The organism is Kitasatospora sp. NPDC058406 (genome assembly GCF_042722765.1).
In the GTDB taxonomy this organism is placed as follows: domain Bacteria; phylum Actinomycetota; class Actinomycetes; order Streptomycetales; family Streptomycetaceae; genus Kitasatospora.
The window spans coordinates 6,055-18,716 of the sequence record NZ_JBHXKE010000007.1 but is presented as its reverse complement, the minus strand read 5'-3'; the positions used below and the strand labels follow the sequence as shown (position 1 = coordinate 18,716).

Here is a 12,662-nt window from a genome sequence, read left to right as displayed (position 1 = left end):
ATGCCGTTCCAGCAGCTCTACTACACCTCGTGCGAGCAGGGCCTGAGCGGCTTCGCCGGCTACCAGTTCAACGCCGTCAGCGCGGACGTCTCCGCCGGGACGATGCGCGAGGTGGAGGCCCTCACCGCGTACGAGCCGCCGGCCTCGCTGCTGTACGCGCAGGCTCCGGAGGAGCTGGCCCGGTGCCCGGTGAACCTGGTGTTCGTCCCCGGGGCGACGGCCCTGGCGGCCCGGGTCCAGTACGTCGGACGGGACTCCTCCCAGCGCTTCGGCAACTACTTCGCCCATGCCCTGACCAGCCCCGACTTCGCCCGGGACGCCGGCGGCCTGCTCGGCATCGAGCTCTGGGGCTCGCCGGTCTGGTCGTCCCGACCGGCCGACCGGACCAGGCTCCCGGCCCTGGACGCCCGGCCCGGCGCCGGCCCGCTCACACCGCGCTCGGTCGGCCGTTTCCTGGCCTCCCACCCGCACGCCGCGCTGCTGCCCGCCCTGCTGGAGGCCGCCCGGGCCGCGCTGGCCGAGGACCGGTCGGTGCTCGTGGTGGACACCGGAACCGACCGGATCGCGCACTGGTTCGCCGCGGTCTGCTTCCTGCTCCCGCCCCCGCTCGCCCGGCGGCTCTCCTTCGCCACCTACCTGCACCGGCCCGGGCGCGGCCGGCTGCACCTGATCGGGAGCCTCCCCGAGAACCGGATCGACCTGGGGCCCGACGACCAGGACGTCTACTACCTGTTCGACTTCGTCCGGGGTCTGGTCCCCGCGCTGCCCGTGCACCCGCTGACCGGGCTGCTGGCCCGGGTCGGCCCGTCCTCCGCCCGGGCCTTCTGGTCCTGGGCCGACGACTACCTGAGCGGCCGCGAACGCACCGCCGAGGACTGGCACGGCCCGGCGGCGGCCGCGGCGACGGCCGGCGGCACCCCCCTCACCCCGGCCGACCTCGTCGCGCTGATCGCCTGGCTGACCGGCCCCGAGCCGCCGCCGGCTCCCGCGCTCACCGCCGCGGTCCGCGACGTCCACCGCCAGTACCGCCTGGACCGTGAGCAGTTGAGGGCGCTCGGCCGGGCCGCCGCCCGCGGCGACGACCGGGAACTCGCCGAGCAGCTGCTGGACGAGGTCCACGAGTCCGACATGCTCCGCTGCGAGGAGGGCGACGGGCAGGCCCTCCCGCCGGTCCGGTTCACCGACCCCGTCCGGCGCGCACGGGTCACCGGGCGGTGGCTGGACCGGTTCCGGCGCGCCGACGCCGCCGGGGCGCTGCGCCTGCTCGGGTGGGCGTCCGCCGCCGGCCTGCGCCCGCCGTCCGGCGAACTCGTCCGGCGCAGCGCCGAGCTCACCTCGGAGCTGCTGGGGGCGACCGTCACCGGCCGGCCGTTCCGGGGGCTGGAGGAGCTGCTGACGACCGCCGCCCGCCAGTGGCCGGAGTTCCGGCAGGGCCTGGTGCACACCCTCGGCGTGCTGGCGGAATCGCAGCGGGGCCAGCTCCCCGACCTCCTCCTCGGCCTGCCGCCGGGCCTGCTGCGCGAGGAGGACGTGGCCGGCCACGCCCGGCTCCTGGAGCACTTCCTGGTGGCCCGGGCCCACCGGAGCCCGGAGCTCGCCGTCGCCACCCTGCGGCGGGTCGTCGCCCTGCGGGGCCCGGACGTCCCGCTCGACCTGTCGCTGCTGCACCGCCTCTGGCCGCCCCGCACGTACTGGTCGTACGCCGAGGCGCTCGCCGCCGTCCCGGCGCTGCCGCCCGGGCTGCCCTGGGAGGAGGGGGCCCGCCGGTGGCTCGGCCGGAGCCTGATCCGGGAGATCACCGACGACGCCGGCCTCGACGACTGCCTGCGCCTGTACGAGCTGCTCGCCGACCCGCCCCGGTCCGGCTGGCCGGACCCCGACAGCGCCGCGTGCGTCGCCCGCGCCCTGGAGGTCCGCGACCGCCTGGACCGCGCGAGGACGGCCGATCAACTCGCCGAGGTGCTGGACGACCTGCCGCCGGTGCGCTGGCCGCCGGCCCGGGCGCTGCTGCTCCGGCGGCTCCCCCGGGGGCTGGCCGAGCGGCCGGTCGTCCGGCCCGACCGGCTGGCCCAACGCCTGCACCTCCTGACCCGGTTGTCGGACGGGGCCGCGCGGGCCTACCTGCAACGGATCCGCACCGAGGCCGCCCGGGTCGGCCGGTCGGGCCCGCCCTCCGACACCCTGCTCGGGCACCTGGCCGCCGCCGCCGGCTACCTGGCGCACCACCGCCCGCCCGGCGCCCAGCTGGACCTGATCGTCGCCACCCTGCACCACGCCCGGGAGCACTGGCCGCCGGACGAGACCGACCGCCTGGCGCGGGCGCTGCGCCCGTACGCCCCCGCCGAGGCCGACCTGCTGGAGCGGCGGTCGGCCGAGCGCCGGTCGACCGCCGTGGGGCGGGTCCTGCGGTGGATGGCGTCCCCGCTCGGGACCGCCCGCCGGACGCCGAGCGACGGCGGCTCCCGCCCCGGCGGCCCGGCGGCGGCCGACCCGGCTCCGCCCGCCGCCGCACCGCGGGTCCCGCCCGTCACGCCCCCCGAACCGCGGCGGCCCGGGGCGGCGGAGTGAACGCGCTGACGGAACTCGTGACGGTCCTCTTCGACCTGCTCGTCCCCCTCGTCCGCTTCCTCGTCCGCCTCGCGGTCTCCCTGGTGCTGGCCCCGCTCGTCGCAGCCGCCCGCGCCCTGCGGCTGCTGGACCAGCTGCTCCGGGCGTACGGCCGGGTGCTGGTGGACGTGCTGCGCCGCAGCGATCCCCAGTACCAGACCCTCCCCGTCCACCGCCCGCAGGACGAGCCGCAGCCCGCCCACCGCGCCTACGCCTTCGGCCCCGCCCGGCGGGACCTGCGGCTGGTCGCCGTCCACGGCCGGCGGGCGCACCGCCGCCGGACGGCCGACGCCCTGCGGGCCGTCACCGACGAGCTGCGGATCGGCCGGGACGTCGTCCTCGCCCTCGCCGGCTACACCGGCGCCCTGTCCGCCGCCCTGGTCACGCTCCCGCTGCTCGCCGCCGCGCTGCTGGTGCACGCCCTGGTGGTGCTGGCCCTCGGGACCGGCGGCGGGCTCGCCGTCCTCGTCCTCACCGGCCTGGACCACGCGGCCCTCGGCGCCCGGCGGCTGCGGCAGGGCGTGCTCTGCCCGCACTGCTTCGAGCGGGTGCGCCGCCCCGCGTACGAGTGCTCCCGCCCCACCTGCCGCCGGCGCCACAGCGACCTGAGGCCCGGCCGGTACGGCATCCTCCGCCGCCGCTGCCAGTGCGACGAACGGCTGCCCACCACGCTGCCGGCCGGCCGCTACCGGCTGCCCGGGTACTGCACCCACCCGCACTGCGGCCGGCTGCTGAGCACCGAGACCGGCCGGCTCGCCGAACACGCGCTGCCGCTCATCGGAGGCCGGGCCGCCGGCAAGACCCAGCTGATGGCCGCCATGCTCACCGTCCTCCGGCGGACCGACCCCGACGGACGGGCCCACGCCCGGTTCGCCGACGAGGAGACGGCGGAACGCTACCGGCTGCAGCGCGAGGTGCTGGAGATCCGCGGCCACCCCCGCAGCACCCCGCGGGCCCGGCACCGGGCCCACTCCGTCCTCCTGGACCGGGCCCGGCCCCCGCGCCTGCTGCACCTCTTCGACACCGCGGGCGAACACTTCGTCAGCCGCGAGGACACCGACGCCCTCCGGTACGCGCGTGCCGCCCGCACCTTCCTGTTCGTCCTCGACCCGCTCGCCGTACCGGACTTCTGGGAGCTCCTCGACCCCGACCGGCAGGCCCGGCTGGACCGCACCCTCGCCTCCAGCGTCCCGCCGCAGCCCGTCTTCGACCAGGCCGTCCAGGCGATCCTGGCGATGGGGGTCCCGCTGCACCGCTCGCGGCTGGCCGTCGCCATCAGCAAGACCGACCTGCTGGACGGGACCGGGCTGCTGGAGGAGACCGGGCCGCCGAGCGGGACCGGGCTGCCGGGCGGGACCGGGCCGTTCGACGGACGGCCGGTGCCCGGCGCCGGTGTCCGGGACAGCGACCGCGCGGCGGAGTGGCTCGAACGGGCACTCGGGCTGGGAAACCTGGTCCAGGCGATGCGCAACGAGTTCGGCGAGGCGCGGTTCTTCTTCACCGCCGCCGTCCTCACCGAGGACGGGTCGGTCCACCCGAGCGTCGCCCCGCTGCTGGACTGGTGCCTCGCCGACGGGCGCCGGGCGCGGGCCCGGGCGCGGGCCGCCGCGGCGGCCGTCCGGCCCCGGAGCGACGCCCGCACCGCCTCCCCGGGGGCGCGTGCGACCTGACGATCCGGCTTGTGAACCCCCCTGCTCCGTGCCATCGTTGGGGCCATGCCGCACCGCACCGGCGACGACCTTCCGGCATCCGGCCCTCCGGTTCTCGACCCTCCGGCTCTTGCTCCCCCGGCCCCCGACCCACCGGCGTTCGACCCACCGCCGTCGGGCCTGCCCGCACCCGGCCCACCCGCGTCCGACGCTCCGGCGCCCGGCCCACCGGCGTTCGACCACGACACGGTGCTCGCCGAGCTGCGGGCCGTCCGGCGGGCCGGCCCCGTCCGGCTGCGCGCGCTCGACCTCCCCCTGCTCGGCGCCCTCGCCGCCGCACCCGAAGCACGGCACCCGCGCACCGTCGAGGACCTGCTGCGCCGCGCGGTCGCCGAACTCGACACCGGCACCCTCCAGGAGGCCGCCCGGCACACCCTCGGCCTGGCCCCCGGCACCACCGACTCGCCGGCCGCCGACCGCCGCAAGCGCGCCGCCGCCGTCTACAACGTGAGTGTCGAACGCTTCCGCCGGCACCACGAACTCCTCGTCCTGGCCGCCGTCGCGGACGAGATCGGCCGGCTCGCGGAGGCGCCCGCCGGGCCGGACCGCCGGGTGGCCGCACCCGGGCCGGTCGAGGCGCCGGCCGCCGAACACCAGGTGCTGCACCTGCCGCTCCGGGGCCGGACCGTCGCGGTCCACCTGCACACCCACTCGGTCGACCTGCTCCGCGACGTGGACGTCGTCGTCTCCCCCAGCAACGTCTACCTGGCGCTCGCCGAGGCCTACAAGAACTCGGTGTCGGCCGTGCTGCGCCGGGCCTGCGCGGTGCGCGGCCCCACCGGCGACCTCATCGAGGACCGGATCTCCACCGAACTGCGCCAGTGGCTCGACCAGTACCGCAGCTTCGGCCGTCCGGTCCTCGCCTCGACGGTCGCCCCCACCGGGGCCGGCGCGCTCGAACGGCAGGGCCTCCGCCGGATCTACCACGCCGCCGTGGCCGTCCCCCGCCCCGGCACCAACGACTACGACGTCCAGCCCGCCGACGTCACCCGGTCCGTCACCCGCGCGCTCGCGCTCCTGGGCGAGGAGCACCGTGCCTTCGACCCGCCGCTGCGCTCGATCTGCTTCCCCCTCCTCGGCGCCGGCCGGGGCGGCCTGCCGCCCGAGACGAGCATCGCCGCGGTCTGGGCCGCCGTGGAGGCCGAACTCTCCCGCGGCGCCCCCTGGGAGATCCACCTCGTGGTCCGCGACGCGGCGCGGGCCCGCACGGTCACCCGCCATCTCCTCGCACCGCACACCGCCCCGCTCCGGCCGGCCGCCTCCTGACACCGGCCGCCGCCCCGGCCGGTCCGCCGGGGCGGGAGACCGGTAGGGCCGGACCTCCCGGCCCGGCGGGCCCGCCGGGAACCGATGTGGTCAGCCGCCGCTCTTGCGGCGGAAGTTGCGCTTGCCGCCGGCCGCGCCGTGGGCACCGTGGATCTTCGAGTCACCCGCCGGACCGCCGGAGGTGCCGTCGGTCTTGGCGCCGTGCTTGCGCTCCAGCGCGGCCAGAAAGCGGGCCTTGACATCATCCTGGGCCGGGGGCGCGGGGGCCTCGGCCGGCCGGCCCGCCTCCGGGTTCTCCGGGTTCTCGGCGCTCTCGGTCGACGCTGCGTCGCTGCTCATACATGACCTCCTGGATCGGGTGGAGCCGATCGACGGCCCCGGACACACCATCCCACGTCCGGGGACCCCCCGGCGGCCACCACCCGCCCCGCACCGGCGGAGCCGGCCCCCGCTCCGGCACCCGCTCCGACACCCGACACCCGGCACCCGGCACCCGGCACCCGGACGGCGCCGCACGGTGGCGTGGACCACCGCGGGCGGGCGGCACGGCTCGATCCGCTCCCGCCCCCCCCCCCCCACGCCCCGCCACCTCCCACCCCCACGGCCACCCCCGCCGACCGGGCACCCGTCACGACACCGGTCCGCCCCGCAGCACCACGCGCACCACCACGCGCACCACCCCCCGGGAGCCCCCGCACCGGCCCCGACGAACCGGACGCACCGTCAGAACCGCTCGTGGGCACGCCTACCGGGAGGATCCGGGCCGAGCGCGGCCACCGTATGCGAGAACGTCACGGAACGGCCTCCTGCCGGTTACACGGCGAACCCCGAGGACATGTCATCCTCCCGTTAACGCCACGTCAACACGCGTAGATCGCGGCCCGGCCCACCCGGGGCCCGCGGCCCGGCTCGCGTCGTCCGGGAAGGGACAGCCCCTCATGTCCGTTGCACAGATACGCAGATGGAAGGCGCTGGCGGCTGCCGCCACCGTCCTCGTCGGCCTCGCGCTCCCCGCGGTCGCCGCGCCCACCGCGAGCGCCGCCGCCGGCCCGTACGACAGCACGTACTACAAGAACGCGATCGGCAAGACCGGCGCCGGCCTCAAGGCCTCGCTGCACACCATCATCGGCACCGGCCAGACCAAGATCTCCTACGACGCGGTCTGGAACGCCCTCAAGGTGCTCGACCAGGACCCGAACAACACCGCCAACGTGATCCTGCTCTACAGCGGCACCTCGCGCGCCAAGTCCCTCAACGGCGGCAGCGTCGGCAACTGGAACCGCGAGCACGTGTGGGCCCAGTCCCACGGCAACTTCGGCACCTCGGCCGGCCCCGGCACCGACCTGCACCACCTGCGTGCCGCCGACGTCCAGGTCAACAGCACCCGCGGCAACAAGGACTTCGACAAGGGCGGCAGCGCGGTCGGCGGGGCACCCGGCAGCTACACCGACGCCGACTCCTTCGAGCCGCGCGACGCGGACAAGGGCGACGTCGCCCGCATGATCCTCTACATGGCCGTCCGCTACGAGGGCGGCGACTCCTGGCCCGACCTGGAGCCCAACGACTCGATCAACGGCAGCACCCGCTTCCACGGCCGGCTCTCCGTCCTGAAGCAGTGGAACGAGCAGGACCCGCCCAGCGACTTCGAGAAGCGCCGCAACCAGATCGTCTTCGACACCTACCAGAAGAACCGGAACCCGTTCGTCGACCACCCGGAATGGGTCGCGGCGATCTGGTAGACCACCCGCGCCGGGCCTCCGTCCTCCGGGCGGGGCCCGGCCGCGGTTCAGCGACGGGGGAGGCTCAGCCGGGCGGTGAGGCCGTCGGCGGGGTTGGCGCCGGCCGGAAGGTGCCGTGGTGCGCTTCGGTGGCGACGACGAGGGCCAGGCGAGACCGTTGCCGTGGCGGGCCGGGTCGGCGTCGGCCGCGCGGGCGTCCGGCGGGCACTATCAGCCACTCCCGGCGGCGTGCGCCCGGCTTCCGGCCGATCGGGCCCGAACGGGGTTGACGGCCAAATTGGTCTATGCCACTTTCTGATCGCGCGGCCCGCCACCTCCTCCCCCATGCTCCCCCGAGGTGACCCGGGCTCCCCTCCGCCGGTGCCGCGCACCGTCCCCCACCGCAGGAGAGGAACCCCCATGAAGAACGGAACGACCACCCCGCGCCCACGCGTCCGGGCGGCGCTCGCCGCCGCCGTCGCGGCCGGGCTCGGCGTCGGCGCACTGACCGCCCTGCCGGCGGCCGCGGCGGGCGACGCCGTCACGGTGCAGTACCGCAACGGCGGCAGTGGCGCCTCCCAGGCCGCGCCCTGGCTCAAGGTGGTCAACACCGGCTCCACGGCGGTCGCGTTGAGCCAGGTGAAGGTGCGCTACTACTTCAGGGCGGACAGCGCCCCGGCCGCCTACTCCTTCGCCTGCGACTGGGCCGTGAAGGGCTGCGCCAACGTGACCGGCACCTTCGGCACGATCGTCGAGCCGGGCGCGCCCGCCGACCGCTACCTGGAGATCGGCTTCACCGCGGGCGCCGGCTCGCTGGCCCCCGGCGCCGACAGCGGGGACCTCCAACTGCGCTTCCACCGCACCGGCTGGCTCCCGCTCGACCAGGGCGACGACTACTCCTTCGGGCCGGCCCAGACCGCGTACGCGAACTGGTCCAGGGTCACCGCGAGCGTGAACGGGGTCGCGGTGTGGGGCACCGCCCCCGTCGGCAACACTCCCGGACCGACCACGCCCCCCGTCGGCGCCGCGCTGTTCGACGACTTCGACTACACCGGCCACACCGACCCGGCGATCGGCGCGCACGGCTGGAACGTGCGCTCCGGCGGCGGCGGGCCCGGGGTCTCCGGCGCGACCTGGGCGCCCGAGAACGTCTCCTTCGCCAAGGAGGGCGGCAACTCGGTGATGACCCTGCGGACCACCACCGCAGGGACCGGCGAATCCACCCGGCAGACCGAGTTCCACAGCCGGGCGCAGAAGTTCAGGAACGGCACCTACGCGGCCCGGGTCCGCTTCGCCGACGCGCCGGTGAGCGGCCCGGACGGCGACCACCTGGTCCAGAGCTTCTTCGCGATCAACGACCTCAAGGCCCCGATGGCCGACGACTACGCCGAGTACGACTTCGAGTACCTGCCCAACGGCGGCTGGGGCGAGCCCGCCGACGTCTTCTACGCCACCTCCTGGGAGACCTACGGCCCCGACGGCGCCGACAACCGGCACACCGCGGTCCGGGCCGGCTACGCGGGCTGGCACGACCTCGTCCTGACCATCGACGACGAGGCCGTCGTCTACTACGTGGACGGCGCCGAGTTCGCCCGGCACGAGGCGCGCTTCCTCCCGGAGCGGCCCGTGGCGATCCACTTCAACCAGTGGCTGACCGACTTCGCCGGCCTGGCCTCGACGACCCCGCGCGCCTACGAGGAGAGCGTCGACTACGTCCTCCACGTCAGGGACCGGGTCCTGACCCCCGCCCAGGTCGGCGCCGCCGTCACCGCCTACCGGGCCGCCGGCACGACCTTCACCGACTCGGTCCCCGCCACCCCCTGACCCGCCGTCCGGCTGCCGGACGCGGTCGGGCCCGGGGCGGCGAACCGCCCCGGGCCCGTTCCGGCGGGATCAGACCGCCGAGGTGTACGCGGTGAAGAAGCGGCCCGGGACCGGAGAGCCCCCGCCGTTGAAGCAGATGGTGTAGAGGCTCACCGTCCCCGAGCTGCGGTTCCACGGCAGGGCCAGGCCGCACCAGTCGGGACCGGGCCCGAAGGCGGTGGCCTGCGCGGTGTCCGAGGGGACGCCCACGTTCGGGAGCGTGACGGTGTAGGGCACCGATCCGGCGAGCGTGTTGGCCGGGCCCGTCGAGTTGAAGTTGCCGCCGGGGGGCAGGCCGCCGTTGAACCACAGGTAGCCGAAGCGGTTCGGTGGGAACGCCGGCCCGTGGACCGCCCGCTTCAGGGAGTAGCTCAACGTCCACCGCGTGTCGTACGGGGCGTTCGCCGCGTTGAAGCAGGCGACCACGACCGTCTGGCCGGACGAGGCGGGTGCCCAGTCGGCCACCTTGCAGCGCGCGCCCTGGGCCGCGTCGACGGCGGTGACCTCGATGTTCCCGTCGTAGCCGGCCGAGCCCAGGCCGGGGAGCCAGGCCTTCCAGATGCCGGAGCCGCTACCGCCCCAGCTCACCGCGTTGGTCGCGCCGGTGGAGTTGTACTGGGTCAGCACCGCCCCGGTGGAGTTGGAGTAGACGTAGCCGTAGCCGCCGCCGGGCGGGGACGGCGTGCCGCTGCTGGTGGTGTAGAGCACGGTGAAGAGGGTGTTGGCGGGCGCCCCGCCGGGCCTGTAGCAGGCCACCGCGACGTCCTGGCCGGTGCCGGCCGAGCCCCAGCCCTTGATCTGGCACCAGTTGCCGGTCCGGCCGACGGCGGTGGCGTGGGCGATGCCGCCGGGGCCCGCGATCAGCGGGAAGTGCACGACGTAGGAACCGACGCCGGTCTGGTCGACCTTCACCGGGTTGGTGGCCGGCGAGGGCCAGTTGCCCCACTGCCGGGTGGTGTCCGGGACGTACCCGGGCGGCGGGGTCGGGTTGTCGAGGAACGCGAAGCCCCACCGGTCCGGCACGGCGGCGTGGGCCCGGCCGGCCGCCGGAAGGCTGGCGCCGACCAGCGCGGCCAGCACGGCGAGGACGAGCAGGACGGCGCGGACGGGTCTGAACGACGGTGCGACGGTGCCGACGTGCATGGGCGTACCCCCTGGGTGGTGAGGAGTGACGGGCGGCCTGCGCGGTGCTGCCTGCACTGCGGGCCCGTTCCCGGTCGCCGGGTCGGGCTGCGGCCGACGGGACGGCCGGCCCACGGGCGCGGCGGTACCCGGCCTCGGCCGGCAGTGTCGGGGGTCAGGCCCGACGGCGCTCACATCGTAGGGGGGGCGTCATCCGGCGGCACAGACCTCCGGCATGGGCCGCCGGGTGCGTTGTCGGCCGATCACGGGCCGGCCCCGGCAGTCCCTCCCGCACCCTCCGTCCCCGCGGCCCCACCGGCCCGCGCCGCGCGGCGCCCCGTGGCCGGCCGCCACCGGCACACCCGCCCGCGCCGTCCCCCCGCGCCCCACCACCACTCCGGCGTCCCGCGCCGGCGCGCCCGGCCCGGGCTCCCGGCCGTGGCCGGAAACGGACGGCCGCCGGGGCGCGACGGCAGCCGGTGCGCCCCGCCGCTCGGGCCACCGGCACACCGGAATCGGGGCCGTGGCGCGTTGTCGTCGGCGGCACGGCCGGCCCATTGACCGCGTCCCTCCCCGGACGGTTGGCTCGGTACCGGCCGACCGCCGGGGGGCGGGCCGCGCTCGCCCGCCGCAGCGGGCCGGACGCGGCGAGGCACGGACGAGGGAGGGACCTCACCATGACCGGCACACCCGGCACACCCGCCACACGCGGCACGGACCGAGCGGACCGCACGGGCGGGACGGCCCGCGGCGCACGCCCGCGCCGGCGGGCCGGCGCGGCCGCAGCCCTGCTCGCCGCCGTCCTCGCCGGCACCGCCACCGCCGCGCCCGCCCGGGCCGCGGCGCCGTGGGCGGCCGACACCGTCCGGCTCAGCACCGGCCCGGCCGGCGTCCAGCCCGACGGCGACTCCTGGCCCGACAGCCTCAGTGCCAACGGGCGCTACGCCGTCTTCGGCTCCTCCGCCACCAACATCGTCGCCGGCGACACCAACGGACAGTCCGACGTGTTCGTCCGCGACCTCGTCACCGGCCGCGCCGAGCGGGTCAGCCTCACCGCGGCCGGCACCGAGGCCGACGGCTCCGCCATGGACGGCTCCATCAGCGGCGACGGCCGCTACGTCGTCTTCGCCTCCACCGCCGCGCTCGTGCCCGGCGACACCAACGGCGCGGAGGACGTCTACGTCCGCGACCGTTTCGCCGGCCGCACCGAGCGGCTGTCCGTCGGTGACCCGGCCCGCGAGCAGCCCGGACTGAACTCCTACCTGCCGACGATCAGTTCGGACGGCCGGTACGTGGCCTTCGCCTCCAGCAGGACCGACCTCGTCCCCGGCGGCACCCCGGCGCTCGCCAACGTCTACGTCGCCGACCGGCGGACCGGCGCCGTCCGCCTGATCACCGTCGGCGCGGACGGCTCCCCGGCGGACCGCCCCTCCGCCGCGCCCGTGCTCAGCGCCGACGGCAGCACCGTCGGCTTCATCTCCAAGGCCACCAACCTGCTGCCGCCCGGCGCGGGCGGGCCGGTCGATCCCGACGCCGCCCGCGCGAACGCCCCGGTCGTGGCCGCGGACCGTGCCGACCACCACGTACCCGGCCGGCCCGCCCACGCCCCCGAGCGGGCCCCCCGCCGGGCCCGGGCCGACGGCCGGGCCTCCGGGGCGGGCACCGAGATCCTCAAGCCCCGTCTGTACCCCTTCTACGTCCACACCCTGGCCACCGGGAAGACCGTCGGAGGCAGCCTCGACGAGAACGGCGAGCTCAGCGGCTCCTCCACGGGCGCGCTCAGCCCCGACGGGCGTTTCGCCGCCTACTCCCAGCTCGTCCCCAACCGGCCGGGCGACAGCGGCTTCGACCGGCACTACGAGATCCGCGTCCGCGACCTGCGGACCGGCACCATCCGTCAGATCCCTCCCGGCCTCCCCGGCACCACCACGCTGGACGACTCCTTCGGCGCGGTGATCGCGTCGGGCAACCGCTGGGTGTACTTCACGTCCTACGCCGACAACCTGGTCGCCGGCGACACCAACGGCGGCGAGGACGTCTTCCGCCACGACCTGTGGACCGGGCGCACCGAGCGCGTCAGCGTCTCCGCCGACGGCGCCCAGAACCCCGGTCTCTCGTCCGGACCGGTCGTCGGTGCGCTCGGCACCACCGTGCTGTTCGCGTCCACCGACGGCACGCTCGTCCCCGGGGACACCAACGCGTTCGGTGACGCCTTCGCCCGCCGGCTGCCGCCGTCCTGACCGGCGGGAGCGGGCGCCCCCCGGCTCTCCCGGGCCCCCTCCCAGCCCCCCCTGGAAAGGATACCAAGCGGGCGGAGCAAGGGGCCGCGGCGGGGGGGGGGCCGGCGCACGCCCGGTGGCGGCCCGGCGCGGACCCC

At 76.6% G+C, this 12,662-nt stretch carries 8 protein-coding genes; 6 read left to right on the top strand and 2 right to left on the bottom strand.

The window, feature by feature from the left end; genetic code table 11:
- From ACFWOG_RS02805 to ACFWOG_RS02795, 3 genes are read left to right on the top strand one after another with little or no spacing between them, the layout of a single operon-like run.
- Entirely contained in the window at positions 1 to 2,568 is a 2,568-nt protein-coding gene (locus tag ACFWOG_RS02805) for a GTPase-associated protein 1-related protein (protein ID WP_329951329.1), read from the top strand.
- Positions 2,565 to 4,277, top strand: a complete 1,713-nt coding sequence (locus ACFWOG_RS02800) for a hypothetical protein (RefSeq protein WP_329951328.1) — start codon at positions 2,565 to 2,567, stop codon at positions 4,275 to 4,277. The genes ACFWOG_RS02805 and ACFWOG_RS02800 overlap by 4 nt, the downstream gene beginning before the upstream one ends.
- Before the next feature lie 45 nt (positions 4,278 to 4,322).
- Entirely contained in the window at positions 4,323 to 5,582 is a 1,260-nt protein-coding gene (locus ACFWOG_RS02795) for a hypothetical protein (protein WP_380354033.1), read from the top strand.
- Positions 5,583 to 5,672: 90 nt separating this feature from the next.
- Here ACFWOG_RS02795 and ACFWOG_RS02790 read toward each other — a convergent pair whose 3' ends face one another.
- Complete coding sequence (locus tag ACFWOG_RS02790) at positions 5,673 to 5,921, bottom strand: DUF5302 domain-containing protein (protein ID WP_329951326.1); 249 nt, start codon at positions 5,919 to 5,921, stop codon at positions 5,673 to 5,675.
- A gap of 599 nt (positions 5,922 to 6,520) precedes the next feature.
- Between ACFWOG_RS02790 and ACFWOG_RS02785 the strand changes: the two genes are divergently transcribed.
- Complete coding sequence (locus ACFWOG_RS02785; protein ID WP_380354030.1) at positions 6,521 to 7,321, top strand: endonuclease I family protein; 801 nt, start codon at positions 6,521 to 6,523, stop codon at positions 7,319 to 7,321.
- A 399-nt stretch (positions 7,322 to 7,720) separates the two neighbouring features.
- Complete coding sequence (locus ACFWOG_RS02780) at positions 7,721 to 9,124, top strand: cellulose binding domain-containing protein (RefSeq protein WP_380354027.1); 1,404 nt, start codon at positions 7,721 to 7,723, stop codon at positions 9,122 to 9,124.
- Between the two features lie 69 nt (positions 9,125 to 9,193).
- On the opposite strand, the gene ACFWOG_RS02775 is transcribed toward ACFWOG_RS02780, so the two are convergent.
- Complete coding sequence (locus tag ACFWOG_RS02775; protein ID WP_329951323.1) at positions 9,194 to 10,306, bottom strand: hypothetical protein; 1,113 nt, start codon at positions 10,304 to 10,306, stop codon at positions 9,194 to 9,196.
- Positions 10,307 to 10,962: 656 nt separating this feature from the next.
- Here ACFWOG_RS02775 and ACFWOG_RS02770 point away from each other — a divergent pair.
- Positions 10,963 to 12,525, top strand: coding sequence for a hypothetical protein (locus tag ACFWOG_RS02770; RefSeq protein WP_380354024.1), 1,563 nt, complete (start codon positions 10,963 to 10,965; stop codon positions 12,523 to 12,525).
- Positions 12,526 to 12,662 lie beyond the last annotated feature (137 nt).